The organism is Achromobacter sp. ACM03, assembly GCF_014851665.1.
Taxonomy (GTDB): domain Bacteria; phylum Pseudomonadota; class Gammaproteobacteria; order Burkholderiales; family Burkholderiaceae_B; genus Achromobacter; species Achromobacter aegrifaciens.
The window spans coordinates 81,345-98,963 of sequence record NZ_JACVAD010000009.1 but is presented as its reverse complement, the minus strand read 5'-3'; the positions used below and the strand labels follow the sequence as shown (position 1 = coordinate 98,963).

The following is a 17,619-nucleotide window of genomic DNA, read 5'->3' as shown; positions in this document are numbered from 1 at the left end:
GGACGTTCCTCAGGCAAAGGCTTCGGCGTATTCGCGCCAGGCGTACTCGCTGCTGTCGTCGATCTGCGCCAGTTCCTGCGCCAGCGGCAGGTCGGGATGCGGCCCCATCAGGTCGCGGAAGCCGGGGTCGCCATTGGACCCGGCGAACTTGCGTTCGCATGACAGCGACACGCTCATCGAGAACATGAAGACTTCGATCTCGACGGTGATGGTGGCGCGCCCCGCGCATTTGCCGCTTTCGAACTCGTAGCGCAGTTCCAGGTAGATCTCGATGGAAATGCTGACGATGCCGAGCACGCTGACGCAGCCGCCCATGCGGAAGTAGCCGGCCAGCGAGCAGGCGTTCTTTTCCATGCGGAAGTAGATGCCGGCCATGACGTGCACGCCGCCGGAGGCCACGCCCAGATTCACCGACACGCTGGCGCCGAACTCGAAGGCCGCTTCCATCAACTGGATGCCGCTGGGATCCAGGGTGATGCCGAAAAACCCGCCGCCGCCGAACATGCATACCGACAGGTTGAAAGGCTGTTCGCGCGTGCAGAAATTGAAGCGCACGGACAGGGGCTGGCCGATGAAGGGCACGGTGAAGCCCGCGCCCAGACTGAGGTTGGACAGATTGAAGACGCCGATGGCGACGGCCGGCAGCGCCAGGTCGAAACCGGCGTCCACGCCCTTGGCCGAGATATCCAGATAAGGCGGATCGGAGAATCCGTCCAGCGGGATCAGGTCGCGCAGCGTTTCGACGAAGGATAGCGGGCCCACGAACTTGATGTCTGTCAGCAGCACGTCCACGTCCATCTTCGCGGCCGTGTCGATGCGGAACTCGATCTTCTCGAAGTTCAGCTCCATGAAGCTGGCAGGCGCGATCAGGACCAGGTCGAAGTCCTTCAGCGAGCAGACCACCGACATCTTGGGCGCGCTCTGCCCGTTCTTGCGCACACGCGCTTCCACCGCCACGCGAAAGCCATGCGTATCGTTGACGCGGAACAGCGGCGGGTCGCCAGGCTTGATCGACCAGCTCCTGATCACCGGATTCCAGTCGAAGCGGAGGGTGAGCTCATCGCCGGTCAGCAGTTCCAGCAGCTCCGCGCTGGCCAGCACCGCATCGACCGCCAGCTTGACCGCCTGCAGCGCTGTCTGCGCGATCTGGCGCGGCGCGCCTTCCAGCAGGCGTGCGCCGCCTATGGTGCCGGACAGCGGATCGACCGCGGCCGTGATGGCCTGCAGACGCGGCCTGAGCGTCGCGGCGTCGGCGAACAGGTCGTCCAGCTGGTCGGGGTGGCCCACAACCGCGTCGAGCGCGTCGTACAGCGCCTTGCCCTGCACCAGCAGCGCCGGCACGACGCCGACGCTGTCCAGGAGCGTCTGGGCGGTGTTGGCGGCCTGGCGCAGCGATTGCCGCAGGCCATCAGGCAAGTGCGCGCCGTTCACCTGCGCGTCCGCCGCCGTGCTCAACGCCCGCGCGGCATCGCGCGCGGCGGTGAGCACGGCAGGCAATCCCGGCAGCGCGGGCGCGGCGTCGAAGGACAGTCCGGCCAGCAGCGCGACCTGCGCGCGCACGGCGTCCAGCGCGGCGATCAGATCGTTGACGCGGGCCTTTGCGTCCTGCACCAGGTTCTGCGCGTAGGCCTGCGCCTGGCCGAGCAGATCCTGCAAGGTGTCTTTCAACACCTGCAACGCGGCCTCGGCGATGCGGCCTGGTTGCTGCGCCAGGTCCGCCACCAGGGCGTAGAGCCGGCCCATTTCGTTGACCAGGCTTTCCAGCTGGGAGCAGGCTTCCGATACGAAGCGCGGCACCCGCTCCGGCGTGCCGGCGGCGTTGGACACCGCTTCAATCACGTCACCCAGCGGTATGCAGCCGAACAGCAGCGGAAAGGGCAGGTCCGAGGACATGACCTTGGGGAAGATGTCCGGGCCGCTCATCTTGCCGGCGACGAAGTCCGAGACCTTGCCGCTGACCGGACCCGCCATGCGCGACAGCGCCGTGGGGCGCAGATTCGGCTGGACGAAGCCGCCCGCGCGGTCGCCCTGCGCGGAGAAGTTCAGCACCGCGTCGCCGCGATAGCCGGGCTCGGCGTCTATGTTGCCGAAGACCTGGCCGACGTTGCCGGAATCGAATCCGAACCGGAGGTAATGGTCGTTCCAGCTCAGCACGCTGTTGCTGTCGCTGCCGGTCAGTTCAGCCAGCGCGGCGATGCGGATCTCGGCGCGCTTGATGCCGGGATAGAACAGCGGGCCGTTTAAGGAGTCGCTGTAGGCGCGCAGCTGGGTATTGCCCGGATCGACCAAACCGTCGAACTCGATCGTCTCCGCTTGCGCGGCGGTATCGCCGGGCTTGAGCGGGGAGGCGAACGTGACGCGCTGCTGCTTGAACTGCGCGGTGCGGCGGCCGGATTCGGCATCGCGCCAGGCCTTGCGCGTCTGCTTCGCGAAAATCTCCGCGTTCACGTAGTCCGGCGTCAGCCATTGGCCGCTGAGCTTGCGCGGGCAGGCATGGCCGCCGTCCATGAAGATCATGGGCAGGTCGAACTGCACGATGCGGCCATCGATGTCGGTGGCCGAACAGGCGAAGCGGAAGGGGGTTCCGCCTATGCACGGCCAGAACAGCAATTGTCCCAGGCCATCGATGTTGCTGGCCTGGGAGGTAGGGGCATCCAAACTTGGCGTGACGGTGGTCAGGATGCGCACGCTGGAGAATGGCATCTGCCGATGCAGGAAGATCATGTTCCCCGAGTCGTCCCGCGCCTGCAGCTGCGGATCGGCATACACGCGTTCGCGCTGGCGCACGATGATGAACAGGCGTTGGCGCAGGTAGGCCGGGTTACCCGCCCTGGCCGTATGGAACTTGCGTTCGCTGACCTTCACCAGCGAAGCGCGGTGGCCGAAGGGGAACAGCAGGCCCTTGTAGACCACGCGGACGTAGTGGTCGCGGCCCATGGCGCCGCGATGCGTCCATTCTTCCAGCGACAGCCCGGGCGCGTCCCAGTTGCCGCGCGAGTCCAGCCAGGCGCCCAGCGCGGACAGCATCAGCAGCTTGGCGTCCACCGGCTGCGGCGTGTAGTTGGCGACGGAAAAATTCGACGACAGGTGCGCAATCTGGAACCGGTCGAAATCGTCCATCGGCATGCGGAAGGGCGAGGTGTTCGGTTGCGGCAGATAGGTCGTCGCCGGCACGGGAAACGCTGGCTGCATGGGCTTGGTCGTGCCTTCGCCGCCCAGCGCCCAGATAGCGCGCAGGGTCGGCTTGGGATCGTCCGCCTGCGGCGCCGTTGCGCTGTTCTGCGGCTGCGCGGCCAGCAGCTGGGTATGCCAGAGCTCGGTGTGCTGCGTGGCGGCGGAAGTCGCTGGCGCCTTGGCGTGGCGCCAGCGTTCGTCCGCATGCGGGCTGAGGATCAGCCGCCACGGCAGTTCTATCGCCGTCTGCTGCGCGGCGGGCAGCGCGGGCTTGGGGCCGCGCCTGAGGATTTCGATCAGGGCGCTGGTGCGCTGAACCTCACGGACCGGCGCGCCGCCGCCCAGGCGCAATGCGCGCAGGCCTGGCGCGCCGCCGGCCTGCCGCAGCAACAGCGCACCGGGCGCGTTCTGCTGCGTGGCGATGCGTGCGCTGCGCAGCGCGAAGCTCGATAGCGCGGCGCGTTGCACCGGCGAGAGCTTGTCGATGCGGGTGTCGAACAGATCGCGCAGGTTCAGGCGCGGCGCGCTGGGCCCGGGCGGGCGCGCATTGGCGGCCACGGTCAACGGCAGCGACTCCATCGCGGCCAGCACGCCTTCCAGCGTGTAGGGCACGTCGAAGCCGTCGGGAACGTCAAAGGCCAGCCGCGATTCGCCGGCGATGCGCGCGCGCACCGGCGGACCGGTGGGATCTTCCACGCCGCCTGGTTCCGGCTTGCCCGGCGTAGGACGGGGCGGCGGCTGGTTGGCGGTGCCGGGAGGCGGACGTTCGAAGAACGTCTCTTCGCTGATCGACTGCGGCGGGAAGTGGACGATGAGCGTGGCGGCCCCGTCGCCAGCCTTTTTCAGGCGAGGAGGTTGGCCCGGCGTGACCGTCAGGTTGCGCAGCTCCAGCCGCAAGGCCAGCAGATCGGCCGGGCGCAGCACGGCATGGCCGGGGCGGGTGCCGTCGAAGAAATTACGGTTGGGATTGGGGGCCAAAACAGGAATGTTCAGCCTTCTGGTGACCATGCCAGTTCTCCTGCAAATAAGGAAACCCAGGAACGAAATCCTGCACGTCCAGCTACCTGCGAATCGAACTGCCAATGTGGCGAAAATTATCGTTGTGTTGCGTTAGTAGTCAACAACGCACGAGCATGCGGCCGCTGTCGCCGCGGCCGCGCCGGCTTGAGAATCCGGATGTGGCTGAAAGATGTAGGAGAGGCATGCTTACGCGGGGGAAGTTCATGCTTTGCATGAGACTTTTGCCGCCATCCTCAGCCACGCGAAGTGCTGCGGCGGTACCTGTCCGCGTGGGGGACGGGTGGCCGTCAGCGGAATTTATTTTGTACGAATGCGTAACGGCTACGGCCCCGGAAATCACGCCATCCGCGGCCGCGCCAGGATCTCAACTGGCGACCGCGGGCGCACCGCCCAGCGCCTGCAGGCATTCCGCCAGCGGAGGAATGGCGCTGGCCAGGGCCTGGACGGTTTGCGCGTCGACCCGGGCCAAGGGCGGAATCTCGGCCAGCACGCGGACGTCGCCAAAGCGCTCGATGGCTTCCTTGTTGCCCGCCGAAAGCGGTCCGCTCATGATCACGCCCAGAACCGGAATGCCGCGGCGCTTGAGGGCCTCCAGGCTGAGCAGGGTGTGGTTGATGGTGCCCAGTCCGCTGCGGGCGGCCAGCACCACCGGCATATCCAGCCTGGCGATCAGGTCGATCATCATGTGGGTGTCGTCGATCGGCACGTAGAGGCCGCCCGCGCCTTCCACGATCAGCGGCGCCTGCGTGGCCGGCGGGACGATGCTGGTGGCGTCGACGATGGTGTCTTCCAGCGTGGCCGCGGCCCAGGGCGACAGCGGCGCCTGCAGCACGTAGGCGGGCAGGTGCAGGCGTTCGGGCGGCAGCCCGGCCAGTTGCGCCACGGTCTCGGTGTCGCCGGGTTCTTCCGCCACGCCCGTCTGCACGGGCTTCCAGTAGTCGGCGTTCCAGGCGCGCGCCAGGATCGCGGACACCAGGGTCTTGCCGATGCCGGTATCAGTGCCGGTCACGAAAACGCCGGCGGGGGACTGGTTCGATTTTTTCCACATACCGTAGGCCAGGTGATAGGTCACCCCGGCTCCTTGTTCGTCAAACGCCGCCAGCACCCGCCGCAGTTGCGCCGCGCCCAGCGGCGCGCGTCCTGGAGCGGGCGTGGTGGCGCCTATGCCTTTCAGGGCGCGCAGGAAATGCAGCCCGTCAGGATGATTTTGTATCAGCCGTTCGCTGCGCACGCCACCCGCCAGATTGCCCCTGTCCGGATGGATGGAGGCGGCGGCCGGGTAACGCGGCGTGGCGGCGGCAAGCCCTGCCGCAGCATGGGCGGCCTGCCATTCCTGGAATGTGCCGTCCGCCAGCGTCGCCACGGCCAGGCAGCCGCCCGGGGCGAGCAGCGCGGCCAGCCGGCCCAGCCCGCCATTCAGGTCGGAAAACCATTGCACCGCCAGGCTGGAGCAGATCAGGTCGTAGCCGCCTTCGAGCCCCGCGGGGTGCTCGCCGTCCAGCAATTGATAGCGGGCCTGGCCTGGCAATGCGGGGCCGCGCTGCGCGGCCGCGAGCATGCCGGCAGCGATGTCGGTGACGGTCCAGTCGGCGGGACCGATGCGGCGCGCCAGCGCCTGGGTCAGCAGGCCGGTGCCGCAGCCGATCTCCAGGATGCGCGGGCGGGATGGCAGGGGCAGCAGCGCGATATCGCCGGCCAGCCGCTCGGCTGCCTGGCGCTGGACGGACGCGTGGTTTTCATAGGCGGGGGCGGCGGCGCCAAAGCGCGCGCCGATGCCAGCGTTGCGGGGGGCTTGCGTCATGCGGCGTGCACCAGTCCGGCAAAGAAGGCGCGGATCCGCTCCGCGCACCAGGGCGCATCCGACACCGGCAGCAGGTGGCCGCCGCCAGTCCGCTCATGGATCTCCATGTCGGCCTTGCCGGCAAAAACTGCCTGCGTCATGGCCGGGGGCACGATGGGATCGTCGGCGCCAGCCAGGACCAACAGCGGCACGGGCAGCGCCGCCAGGGCCTCGCGCCGGTCCTCGTCGCGCAGGGCTTGCAGGTCGCGCGCCAGCGGCGCCAGCTGCGGCTCGCTGAAATCGGTCGCGTCGCCGCAGCGCTGGCGGAAGTCGCCCAGCACCGCCGCGGGGTCGGAGGACAGGCGCCTGGACATGCGATCCAGCACGCGCGGCGCCACGCCGGCCTCGAAGTCGGGGCCGGCGGAAAAGCGGGCGAAGCCGTTGATCGACACCAGGCCGAGGCAGTCTTGCGGCAGTTCGCGCAACAGGCGCAACACGCCCAGCGAATGGCCGATGGCGATCACCGGGCCGGCCATGGCAGGCCCCTGCGCCGGCCCGAAGTAGCCCGCGTCGAAGACGGCTTGCGGCCAGTCTGCGAGTTCGGCGCGCAGCGGCGTCCAGACCGAGGCGTCGAAGGCCCAGCCGTGTACGAACAGCAGGGTGGGGCGGGGCATGCCGGCTTGCATGGGAACGGCGGCCGTCACGCCAGCGCGGCGGCGAAACCGTCGATCAGCCGCGCCACGTCCACGTCGCGGTGCGCGGCGCTCAGCGTGACGCGCAGGCGGCTGGTGTCGGCGGGGACGGTGGGCGGGCGGATCGCCACGGCCAGCAAGCCGCGCTGTTCCAGTCCCGAGGCCAGCGCCAGGGCGCGGGCTTCGTCGCCCACGATGGCCGGCACGATCTGGGTGGAGGATGCCCCCGTGTCCAGCCCCATGCCGCGCAGCGCGGCGCGCAGGTTGTCGCCCGCGGCCGCCAGGCGGGCGCGTTCGGCGTCCAGCGTGGGCACCAGGTCCAGCGCCGCGTCCATGGCGCCCAGCACCGCGGGCGGCAGCGCCGTCGTGTAGATGAAGCCCGAGCAGGCGTTGACCAGGTAGTCGCACAGCGCGCGCGAACCGGCGACGTAGGCGCCGAATCCGCCCAGCGCCTTGCTGAACGTGCCCATGGCCAGGTCGATGCGGCCGGGCGCCAGCCCTGCCAGCCCCATGCCGCGGGGGCCCAGGACGCCGGTGGCGTGCGCTTCGTCCAGGTAGACGAAGGCGCGGTAGCGGTCGGCCAGGGTTGCCAGCCGTTCCACGTCGGTCCGGTCGCCGTCCATGCTGAACACGCTTTCGGTGACGATGAATCGCGATACGGGCTGGCCGGCCGCGCTGTCCGCCCTGGCGGCCAGCAGGCTTTCCAGATGGTCCAGGTCGTTGTGCCGGAAGCGGATCTGCTTCACGCCCGCCGCCTGGCAGCCATGGTGCAGGCTGGCGTGGTTGAGCTTGTCGGCATACAGCTCGACCTCGCCCTGGCTGGCGGCCGCGCGCAGCAGGGCGGGCAGCACGGCGGCGTTGGCCTGCCAGCCCGAGGCCAGCAGCAGCGCGGCTTCGGTGCCTTTCAGCCGGGCCAGCTTGGCTTCCACCTGTTCGTGCAGGTCCAGGTTGCCGGTCACCAGGCGCGACGCCTGGGCGCCCGCGCCGTGGCGGGCTGCCCATTCGCGCGACCGCTCGACCAGCAGCGGATGCCGCGACAGGCCGAGGTAATCGTTGCTGGAGAAGTTCAGGACCGGCTCGCCCTCGAGGACGAGGCGTCCCGGGGCGGCGGCGGAGGCCGTGCGCAGGCGGCGGCGCACGCGGCGCGCTTCCGCGCGCGCCAGCTCGGAGGAGAAAAGCGGATCCAGCTTGGACATCTATATTTCCGGCAGCGGCCGGGCAGGGGGGAGGCCGCGCCAGGCCGTAGAATGCGGGCCATTGTAGTGGAGGCGGACGCTGCCCCCGTTCCGGCCGGATGCGCCGGGCGGACCCGGGTCGCGCCGCCGGTATCGAGAGGTGAATCATGCACACGCCCGACTGGGTGGCCCAGGGCCAGCCCCATATCTGGCTACCCTATGCCCAAATGAAGACGGCCACGCCGCCGCTGCCCGTGGTGCGCAGCCATGGCAGCCGGCTTGAGCTGGCCGACGGCCGCAGCCTGATCGACGGCGTCGCGTCCTGGTGGACGGCCTGCCACGGCTACAACCATCCGCACATCGCCCAGGCGGTGCGCGCGCAACTGGACGCCATGCCGCACGTCATGTTCGGCGGACTGACCCATGAACCCGCACTGACCCTGGCCCGCCGCCTGGCCGGCATGCTGGGGCCGGGACTGGACCGCGTCTTCTATACCGATTCCGGCTCGGTGGCGGTGGAAGTCGCCATGAAGATGGCGTTGCAGTTCTGGCTCAACCAGGGTGAACGCGGCCGCAGCCGTTTCCTGGCGTTCCGCGGCGGCTATCACGGCGACACCTTCGGCACCATGGCGGTGTGCGATCCGGACGAGGGCATGCACAGCCTGTACCGCGGCATGCTGGCCGAACACGACATCGTCGACCTGCCGCGCGGCGAAGCGGAGCTGGTTGCGCTGGAGGCCCACCTGGAATCCCATGGCTCGCGGCTGGCCGGCATCCTGGTCGAGCCGCTGGTTCAGGGCGCGGGCGGCATGCTGCTGCACGACCCGGAAGTACTGCGCCGTCTGCGCCGTTTGGCCGACCGGCACGGCCTGCTGCTGATCTTCGACGAGATCTTCACCGGCTTCGGCCGCACTGGCACCATGTTCGCCTTCGAGCAGGCCGGCATCCGGCCGGACATCGTGACCTTGTCCAAGGCGCTGACCGGAGGCACCCTGCCGCTGGCCGCCACGGTGGCCAGCAGCCGGGTATTCGAGGCGTTCTGGTCCGACGATCCTTCGCACGCGCTGATGCACGGCCCCACCTTCATGGGCAATGCGCTGGCCTGCGCCGCAGCCAACGCCTCGCTGGATCTCTTTGAGACCGAACCGCGGCTGGCCCAGGCGCAAGCGATCTCCGCGAGCCTGACGGCCGGCCTGGAACCGTGCCGCGAGCTGCCCTGGGTGCGCGACGTGCGCGTGCTGGGCGCGATCGGCGTGGTGGAACTGGACGGCATCGCCGACCGCGAGGGCCTGAAGCGGCGCCTGGTCGAAGCCGGCGTGTGGGTGCGGCCGTTCGGCAATGTGGTCTACCTGACGCCGGCGTTGACGATCGCCGACGGCGAACTCGCCAGCCTGATGCGGGCGGTAGTGGACGTGCTGCGCCGCCAGCGTCCCTGAGCCGGATCGTGCCCGGTCGGCGTTGCCGGGGCAAACCCGCCAGATCCGCCTTGATCCAGATCAAGGCGGCTTTGTAACGCGCTGAGTAACATCGGCGCATGCGAGCAAAATCGATCTTCGCCGTCCCGGCCGGCCTGTCCGACGCCGACCGCCAGCAGCGCCGCCATGCGCTCGTGCGCCTGTCGCTGGCGTGGCTGGCGATGATGCAGGTGATGATGTTCGCCTGGCCCGGCTACCTGCGGCATGAAAGCATGCCCGCCGATGCGCTGGAAACGCTGGACTGGGCCATCGTGCTGATGAACTGGGCCAGCTTTGCGCTGACCGTGCCGGTCGTGGTGTATTCGGCCTGGCCGATCTGGCGCCACGCCGGCGACAACCTGCGCCATGGCCGCGCCGGCATGGATGTGCCGGTGGCCCTGGGCATCGTCGCCGCCTTCATTCCCAGCGTCCACGCCACCTACACGGGGCGCGGCGAGGTCTACTTCGATTCGGTCACGATGTTCGTGGCCTTCCTGTTGACCGCGCGCTACCTGGAGCTGTGCGCCCGCCAGTCCTTCGGCGGCGCGGCAGGCGGCTTGCGCCACGAGCGCGTGGAGGCGCAGCGCCTGGAACTGGGCGCGCGCGCCGACCGGCTGGCCTCGCGCTTCGTCATGGTCCAGGTCGCGCTGGCGCTGGCCGCCGCGGCCGCCTGGGCCTACATCGATCCGGCGCACAGTATCCCGGTGATGGTGGCGCTCCTGGTGATGAGCTGTCCCTGCGCCATGTCGATGGCGGTGCCCACCGCCATGGCCTCCGCCCATTCGGCGCTGGCCGCCCATCCCAACATGTCCGATGCGGCGCTGGACGAGCTGCTGGGCGAGGCGCGCCGCCGCGCTCGCCAGAACCTGAACGGATCGGTGGTCTGGCACCTGCTGATGACCCCGCTGGCGTTGGTCGGCTGGGTCACGCCATGGCTGGCCGCGATCACCATGCTGGTGTCCTCGCTGGCGGTCGCCTACAACTCGTGGCGCCTGTGCCGCCGCGACTGGGCTGGCGCGCCCGCGCCCGCCGCCGCGCTGGAAGCGGCGCAATGACCATCCTCTATCTGCTCCTGCCCCTGTCCCTGCTGTTCGTGCTGGCCATCGGGGTGTCGTTGTGGTGGGCCGTGTTCAACGGCCAGTATGACGACACCGATGACGCCGGCCGCGCCATCCTGCTCGATGACGACAGCGGCCCCGCCAGCCGCGGCTGAGCGGCGCGCTTGATTTCGCGCCTGGACCCGTTGCGCCGGCGCCGCGTTCCCCACCGTGTAACCAGATGCTTGATCCAGATCAACGCTGCCTTGTTTGACTAGTCCCATCATTGCAGCCTGGAGCTATCTGTAACTTTAGGGGAAGGGCGATGAACGATTGCGCCGCAATCGCAAGCAAGGCCGATACCTTCAACTACAAGATCGTGAGGCAATTCGCGCTCATGACGGTAGTGTGGGGCATCGTCGGCATGGCTGTGGGCGTTTTTCTCGCTGCGCAGCTTATCTGGCCGCAGCTGAACTTTGACACCGCATGGCTGAGCTACGGCCGCCTGCGCCCGCTGCACACCAACGCGGTGATCTTCGCCTTCGGCGGCAGCGCGTTGTTTACGACGTCGTACTACGTGGTCCAGCGCACCTGTCAGGCGCGCCTGTTCTGCGGCCCGTTGGCCGCCTTCACGTTCTGGGGCTGGCAGATCGTCATCGTCGCCGCCGCCATCACCTTGCCCATGGGCTTCACCAGCAGCAAGGAATACGCCGAACTCGAATGGCCCATCGACATCCTGATCACCCTGGTCTGGGTGGCCTACGCCATCGTGTTCTTCGGCACCATCATCAAGCGCCGTTCCAAGCACATCTACGTGGCCAACTGGTTCTTCGGCTCGTACATCCTGACCATCGCCATCCTGCACATCTTCAACAACATTGAAATGCCGGTGTCGATGTGGAAGTCCTATTCCGCCTACTCGGGCGTGCAGGACGCCATGGTGCAGTGGTGGTACGGCCATAACGCCGTGGGCTTCTTCCTGACCACCAGCTTCCTGGGCATGATGTATTACTTCGTGCCCAAGCAGGCCGGCCGTCCCATCTATTCCTACCGCCTGTCCATCGTCCACTTCTGGGCGCTGGCCTTCACCTACATGTGGGCGGGCCCGCACCACCTGCTGTACACCTCGCTGCCCGACTGGACCCAGTCGCTGGGCATGACCTTCTCGCTGATCCTGCTGGCGCCGTCCTGGGGCGGCATGATCAACGGCATCATGACCCTGCAGGGCGCCTGGTACAAGCTGCGCACCGATCCGATCCTGAAGTTCATGGTGACGGCGCTGTCGTTCTACGGCATGTCGACCTTCGAAGGCTCGATGATGTCGATCCGCACGGTCAACGCGCTGTCGCACTACACGGACTGGACCATCGGCCACGTGCACTCCGGCGCGCTGGGCTGGGTCGCCATGATCTCCTTCGGTTCGCTCTACTACCTGATCCCGCGCCTGTACGGCCGCGAGAAGATGTACAGCGTCAAGGCCATCGAACTGCATTTCTGGATCGCGACCATCGGCGTGGTGCTGTACATCGCCGCCATGTGGATCGCCGGCGTGCAGCAGGGCCTGATGTGGCGCGACACCGCCAGCGACGGCACGCTGGTCTACAGCTTCGTGGAAGAGCTGAAGACGCGCGTCCCGTACTACCTGATCCGTTTGCTGGGCGGCACCTTGTTCCTGTCGGGTGTGTTCGTCATGGCCTGGAACGTGTGGATGACGGTGCGCGGGGCGCAGCCGGTCAACCCCGCCATTCCGCAAGACGATCCCCATGCCGCACGCCAGCCGGTTCCCGCGACCGCTGTGCCGGCCACTGTTTGACGAGGACATCATGGCCAACAATAAATCTGGTTTCTTTTCGCACCAGACGCTCGAGAAGAACATCGGCTGGATGATCATCGCCAGCATCCTGGTGGTGTCCTTCGCGGGCCTGGTCCAGATCGTGCCGCTGTTCTTCCAGCACAGCACGACCCAGCCCATCGCGGGCGTGGAACCCTACAGCCCGCTGCGCCTGATGGGCCGCGACGTCTACATCCGCGAAGGCTGCGTCGGCTGCCATTCGCAGCAGGTGCGGGTGCTGGCGGCCGAAGTGCAGCGCTACGGTTCGTACTCGCTGGCCTCGGAATCGGTCTTTGACCATCCCTTCCTGTGGGGCTCCAAGCGCACCGGTCCCGACCTGGCGCGCGTGGGCGAACGTTATTCCGACGATTGGCACCGCATCCACCTGCGCGACCCGCGCAAGGTGGTGCCGGAGTCCAACATGCCCGCCTATCCCTGGCTGGAAAAGACCGTCATCACTGGCGAGAACGTGAGCGACCGCATGCGCGCCCTGCGCAAGCTGGGCGTGCCCTACACGGACGAGGAGATCGCCGAGGCGCCCAAGGCCATCGAAGGCAAGACCGAGGAAGACGCGCTGGTCGCCTACCTGCAAGGGCTGGGCGTGGGCGTGCGCAAGGCGAAGCAGGCCGAGCAGGCCAAGAAGGCGGAAGAGGCCAAGAAGGCCGCCGCACAACCTGCGGCGCAACCCGCCACCCAAGCCGCCGCGCCCGCGGCCGCGGGAGGCTGACCATGCTGGGCTATCTGAGCGCCGTCGTCACCGCCATTTCGATGGCAACTTTCTTCGGCATCGTCTGGTGGGCCTGCTCGCGCGGCCGCCAGAGCGCCAACCGCGAATCGGCCATGCTGCCGTTCGCACTGCCCGATGAGTTCGGGCAGGGACAACAAGATGGAGCGAATCGGTCATGAGCGATTTCGTTAGCGGCTTCTGGGGGTATTTCATCTCGATCGTCGCCGTGGGCGGCGTGGTCTGGTGCGTGTGGCTGCTGTACACGCAGCGCCGCTGGCTCAGCACCAAGCCGGCCAACGGCAAGGTCGAGGACACGGGCCACGTCTGGGACGGCGACCTGACCGAGCTGAACAACCCGGTGCCGGGCTGGTGGACCTGGATGTACCTGCTGGCCTGCGCCTTCGCGCTGGGCTATCTGTTCTTCATGCCGGGCCTGGGTGAGTACAAGGGCCAGCTGGGCTACAGCAGCACCGAGGAAGTGGCCAGGCAGCAGGCCAAGATGGCTGAAGCCGTGCGTCCGATCTACGCGCGCTTCGAGACCATGGACATTCCGCAGATCGCCCAGGATCCAGGCGCTCGCGAAATCGGCCAGCGCCTGTTCCTGAACACCTGCGCGCAATGCCATGGCTCGGACGCCAAGGGCGGCCCCAGCTTTCCCAACCTGGCCGACGGCGACTGGCTGCACGGCGGCTCGCCTGAAGCCATCATGCAGACCATCACGCAGGGCCGCGTGGGCGTGATGCCGCCCTGGAAGGCCGCGATCGACGCCAAGACGGCTGCCGATATCGCCCAGTACGTGCGCTCGCTGTCGGGCCTGACGGCGGATCCGGTCCGCGTGTTCCGCGGCAAGCGCGAGTTCGCCAATTACTGCGTGGCCTGTCACGGCGTCGACGGCAAGGGCAACCAGGCGCTGGGCGCGCCCAACCTGACGGACGACGTCTGGCTCTACGGCAGCTCTGAAGCGACCATCGTCAAGACCATCCTGGATGGCCGCGACAATCGCATGCCGGCGCATGGCGACATCCTGACGCCGGAGCAGATCAAGATCCTGACGGCCTGGGTCTGGGGCTTGTCGAACAAGCCCGAAGCGACGGCCAGCGCCGCGCCGGGCACGGCAACGAAGTAAAGGCTTTACAGCGCGTTTTTGGGGGCCGCGCCTGGCGTGGCCCCCATATCACTGGACATACAGCAGGGAGCAGGAAATGGAAGATGGGTCAGCCGCAAGGGTCGGCACTACGCCTGACGGTGACCCGCCGCCCTGGCGGCCGCATGTGAGGCCGCCGCGTCCGGGGACGGAAACCCTGGAGCAGACGCTGGCGGGCGTGCGCAGCAAGATCTACCCGCGGTCCGTCAGCGGCATCTTCGCGCGCTGGCGCATCGCGTTCGTCTTTCTGACCCAGCTGATTTTCTACGGCCTGCCATGGCTGCAATGGAACGGCCGCCAGGCCGTGCTGTTCGACCTGGGCGCGCGCAAGTTCTATCTCTTCGGCCTGGTGCTGTGGCCGCAGGACGTGGTCTACCTGGCGGTGCTGCTGGTGATTTCGGCGCTGGCGCTGTTCCTGTTCACGGCGGTGGCGGGGCGGCTGTTCTGCGGCTACGCCTGTCCGCAGACCGTGTACACCGAGATCTTCATGTGGATCGAGCGCAAGGTCGAAGGCGACCGCGTCGCGCGCATCCGCCTGGACGAATCGCCCTGGACCTGGCGCAAGGTGCGCCTGAAACTCACCAAGCATTTCCTGTGGATCGCGCTGGCCTGGTGGACGGGCTCCACCTTCATCGGCTATTTCGCACCCATCCGCGAACTGGGCCATGAGCTGTTCGCGCTGCAACTCGGCCCCTGGCAGTGGTTCTGGATGCTGTTCTACGGCTTCGCCACCTGGGGCAACGCCGGCTTCATGCGCGAATCCGTGTGCAAGTACATGTGCCCGTACGCGCGCTTCCAGAGCGTGATGGTGGACCCCGACACCTTCGTGGTCACCTACGACAAGCGCCGCGGCGATCCGCGCGGCGGCCGCTCGCGCAAGGTGGACCACAAGGCCGCCGGGCTGGGCGACTGCGTCGATTGCAGCCTGTGCGTGCAGGTCTGTCCTACCGGCATCGACATACGCGACGGCCTGCAATACATGTGCATAGGCTGCGGCGCCTGTATCGACGCCTGCGAACAGGTCATGGACAAGATGCAGTACGAGCCCGGCCTGATCCGCTATACCTCGGAACGCGCCATGTTGGACGGGCTGTCCGCCAAGAGCGCCCGCTCCCATCTGCTGCGTCCGCGCGTGCTGATCTACGGCACGCTGATCCTGGCGCTGGCCATCGCTTTCGTGGCGTCGCTGGCCATGCGCAACCCCTTGCGGGTGGACGTGATCCGCGACCGCGGCGCGCTGGGGCGCGAAGTGGCCGGCGGCATGATCGAAAACGTGTACCGCCTGCAGATCATCAATACTTCCGACCAGCCGATGCGCCTGCAGCTCTCGGTCGAGGGCATGCCCGGCCTGAAGGTGATGATGGGACAGCAGGGCTCGGACACGGTCGACGTCGAGGCGGCGGCCAACAAGCTGGTGCCCATGGTGATCCGTGCGCCGGCTGGCGCCGAGCCGGGCGCCCATGCCATCACGCTGCGCGCGCGCGGCCAGGACGGCGAGAGCCGTCCGGTCGAGACCGACGAGCCCGCCAGCTTCTACGTACCCGATTGAATACTGAAAAGGACAAGCCCATGACCGCCGCCCAACCCGCCAAGACCGCCAAGCCCTGGTACCGCGAGCCCTGGCCCTGGATCCTGATGGCCGGCCCGTTCGTGGCCATGATAGGCTGCTTCGTCACGATCTATTTCGCTTTCACCAACTTCAGCAATCAGCCGATCCAGGAGGGCGTGGTCAAGCGCGGCCTGGTCATCGAGCAGGCGGCGTCCAGCGCCAATCCGTAATCGGGGAGAACACAGATGGGCTTGCGATCATTGATGTGGATCCTGTGGCCGTCCTTCATGGCGGCCGCGGCGGGGAGCGCGCTGATCTTCGCCCTGATCGACCCCCTGGATGTGGCGATCTTCGGGCATGTGCCTACCGGACGCACCGGCTTCTACACCGTGTCTTTCTTCGTGCTGTGGGTGATGGCGGGGTTGTCCAGCACGCTGACCGCTTACCTGATGCCCAAGGCCGAGGAACCCGAGGACCTGTAGCCGGGGCGCGGCGTGGCCGCGGCCCGGGGCCGTCGCAAGCGGCGGCCTATACCTTCTTCACGAACTCCGACTTCAGGCTCATCGCCCCGAAGCCGTCGATCTTGCAATCGATGTCGTGGTCGCTATCGACCAGGCGGATGCCCTTGACCTTGGTGCCCATCTTGACCACGCCGCCGGAACCCTTGAGTTTCAGGTCCTTGATGACAGTGACGGTGTCGCCGTCCTGCAGCACATTGCCGGCCGAGTCGCGGTAGACGCGCGCGGCTTCATCGGCAGATTCCGCGGCCTGCGCCGGCCATTCATGCGCGCATTCCGGGCAGACGTAGAGGGCGCCGTCTTCATAGGTGTATTCGGACTGGCATTTGGGACAGGCGGGCAGTGCGCTCACGTGTGGACCTCAGTGTAAAAAACGCGCGATGCGCAACACGCGATTGTACTGCGCGGCATGCTGTTTTCCCCTGCGCCGCGAGAGTTTTCCCCCTTTGTATTGCGCGCTCTCAAGCTGTTGCGTCGCCATGCAGCAAGCCCACGAAATGCCGCGCGGCGGCGCTCAGCGGACGGTCGCGCGGCACGATGCTGCCGAAGGCCGTCAGGCTTTGCCGGATCTGGTAGGGCAGTATCGCCAGCAGGCCATGCGCCGCGTAACGGCTGGCCACCGATTCCGGAATCACGCCCAGCATCGTCGATTTCATCGCCAGGTTCGTCGTGGTCAGGATGGACGCCGATTCGATCAGGCCCCTGGGCGTGGAGGCGTTGTGCGAACGGAACTCCTGTTCGATGACGTCGCGCATCGGACTGCCATTCGGCTGCAGCACCCAGGGATAGTCCAGCATGGCGTCAAAGCTCACGCGCTTGCGGCCGGCCAGCGGATGGTCCACCGACGCGATCACCGACAGCGCCTCGTCGCCGATCGGGCGAAAGACGTACTGGCTGTCCGACAGGGTCAGCATGCGGCCGATCACCACGTCCAGCTTGCCTTCGTTCATGCGGCCGATCAGCAGGTCGCTGGTGCCGGTGGAGATTTCGACCGCCAGCAGCGGATAGGTCTGTTTCAGGCGCAGCAGGGCGTCGGTCAGATGGCCGGGCGATGCGGCCATGATGCTGCCGATGAACAGCTTGCCCGCGCTGCCCAGGCGCAGCTCCTCCAGTTCGCGCGCCAGCGACGAGACCGTGCCGCGCATGCCCCGGAAGTACCCCATCACGCATTCGCCCGCCGCGGTCAGCGCCAGCCCGCGGCCGACCCGTCCGTATAGAGGCTGGCCGATGGCCAGTTCCAGCTCGTGCAGCATCTTGCTGGCCGCGGACTGGGTCATGTTGAGCTGGCTGGCGGCGGCGCGCAGCGTGCCGCGTTCCTCGATCGCCAGCAACAGGACGATCTGCCGCATGCGCAGCCGGGCCAGCAGGGAAGGGACGTGGATCGCGCGTTCCATGATTGATCGCCTCAGGTGAACGATTAGTGCAAAAGTTTCATTTTACGGAAACAGCGCTTCTTTCTAAGATGGACTCACAAAAGATTGCCTCTTCAACGGGCAAAAAAACCAACCAAGGAGACAA

Annotated in this window: 16 protein-coding genes; 10 read left to right on the top strand and 6 right to left on the bottom strand. The window is 67.4% G+C overall.

Features of this window, described 5'->3' with window-relative positions:
- Positions 1–9: 9 nt before the first annotated feature.
- The 4 genes from IB257_RS28105 to IB257_RS28090 form a co-directional block, all read right to left on the bottom strand.
- Positions 10–4,182, bottom strand: coding sequence for a hypothetical protein (locus tag IB257_RS28105; RefSeq protein ID WP_192493159.1), 4,173 nt, complete (start codon positions 4,180–4,182; stop codon positions 10–12).
- 376 nt (positions 4,183–4,558) lie between these two features.
- Positions 4,559–5,995, bottom strand: coding sequence for a dethiobiotin synthase (bioD, locus tag IB257_RS28100; protein ID WP_192493158.1), 1,437 nt, complete (start codon positions 5,993–5,995; stop codon positions 4,559–4,561).
- Positions 5,992–6,648, bottom strand: coding sequence for an alpha/beta fold hydrolase (locus IB257_RS28095; protein WP_225589269.1), 657 nt, complete (start codon positions 6,646–6,648; stop codon positions 5,992–5,994). The genes bioD and IB257_RS28095 overlap by 4 nt, the downstream gene beginning before the upstream one ends.
- A gap of 26 nt (positions 6,649–6,674) precedes the next feature.
- Complete coding sequence (locus IB257_RS28090) at positions 6,675–7,862, bottom strand: aminotransferase class I/II-fold pyridoxal phosphate-dependent enzyme (protein ID WP_192493157.1); 1,188 nt, start codon at positions 7,860–7,862, stop codon at positions 6,675–6,677.
- A gap of 146 nt (positions 7,863–8,008) precedes the next feature.
- Between IB257_RS28090 and IB257_RS28085 the strand changes: the two genes are divergently transcribed.
- The 10 genes from IB257_RS28085 to IB257_RS28040 all read left to right on the top strand — a co-directional run bounded on the left by IB257_RS28085 (position 8,009) and on the right by IB257_RS28040 (position 16,065).
- Complete coding sequence (locus tag IB257_RS28085) at positions 8,009–9,277, top strand: adenosylmethionine--8-amino-7-oxononanoate transaminase (protein ID WP_175163155.1); 1,269 nt, start codon at positions 8,009–8,011, stop codon at positions 9,275–9,277.
- Positions 9,278–9,375: 98 nt separating this feature from the next.
- Positions 9,376–10,350, top strand: coding sequence for a hypothetical protein (locus tag IB257_RS28080; RefSeq protein WP_119449982.1), 975 nt, complete (start codon positions 9,376–9,378; stop codon positions 10,348–10,350).
- The gene (ccoS, locus tag IB257_RS28075; RefSeq protein ID WP_042794347.1) at positions 10,347–10,508 is read left to right on the top strand and encodes a cbb3-type cytochrome oxidase assembly protein CcoS; all 162 of its coding nucleotides are present in this window, start codon (positions 10,347–10,349) and stop codon (positions 10,506–10,508) included. The genes IB257_RS28080 and ccoS overlap by 4 nt, the downstream gene beginning before the upstream one ends.
- Before the next feature lie 149 nt (positions 10,509–10,657).
- The gene (gene ccoN / locus IB257_RS28070) at positions 10,658–12,145 is read left to right on the top strand and encodes a cytochrome-c oxidase, cbb3-type subunit I (protein WP_054452861.1); all 1,488 of its coding nucleotides are present in this window, start codon (positions 10,658–10,660) and stop codon (positions 12,143–12,145) included.
- A 10-nt stretch (positions 12,146–12,155) separates the two neighbouring features.
- Positions 12,156–12,890 (top strand): cytochrome-c oxidase, cbb3-type subunit II, encoded by a 735-nt coding sequence (ccoO, locus tag IB257_RS28065; RefSeq protein ID WP_054453668.1) that lies wholly within the window; start codon positions 12,156–12,158, stop codon positions 12,888–12,890.
- 2 nt (positions 12,891–12,892) lie between these two features.
- Positions 12,893–13,069 carry a cytochrome oxidase gene (locus IB257_RS28060; RefSeq protein WP_054452859.1) on the top strand — a complete coding sequence of 59 codons (177 nt, stop codon included), beginning with the start codon at positions 12,893–12,895 and terminating at the stop codon, positions 13,067–13,069.
- Entirely contained in the window at positions 13,066–14,016 is a 951-nt protein-coding gene (ccoP, locus tag IB257_RS28055; protein WP_054452857.1) for a cytochrome-c oxidase, cbb3-type subunit III, read from the top strand. The genes IB257_RS28060 and ccoP overlap by 4 nt, the downstream gene beginning before the upstream one ends.
- 76 nt (positions 14,017–14,092) lie before the next feature.
- A complete protein-coding gene (gene ccoG / locus IB257_RS28050) occupies positions 14,093–15,583 on the top strand; it encodes a cytochrome c oxidase accessory protein CcoG (RefSeq protein WP_054452855.1) in 1,491 nt (496 codons plus the stop codon).
- A gap of 20 nt (positions 15,584–15,603) precedes the next feature.
- Positions 15,604–15,813 (top strand): FixH family protein, encoded by a 210-nt coding sequence (locus IB257_RS28045; protein WP_054452853.1) that lies wholly within the window; start codon positions 15,604–15,606, stop codon positions 15,811–15,813.
- Positions 15,814–15,828: 15 nt separating this feature from the next.
- Positions 15,829–16,065, top strand: a complete 237-nt coding sequence (locus IB257_RS28040) for a hypothetical protein (protein WP_054452851.1) — start codon at positions 15,829–15,831, stop codon at positions 16,063–16,065.
- Between the two features lie 46 nt (positions 16,066–16,111).
- Here the strand turns inward: IB257_RS28040 and IB257_RS28035 are convergent, their stop codons facing one another.
- Complete coding sequence (locus IB257_RS28035; RefSeq protein ID WP_119449981.1) at positions 16,112–16,453, bottom strand: zinc ribbon domain-containing protein YjdM; 342 nt, start codon at positions 16,451–16,453, stop codon at positions 16,112–16,114.
- 109 nt (positions 16,454–16,562) lie between these two features.
- A complete protein-coding gene (locus IB257_RS28030; protein WP_192493156.1) occupies positions 16,563–17,495 on the bottom strand; it encodes a LysR family transcriptional regulator in 933 nt (310 codons plus the stop codon).
- Between the last annotated feature and the right edge of the window lie 124 nt (positions 17,496–17,619).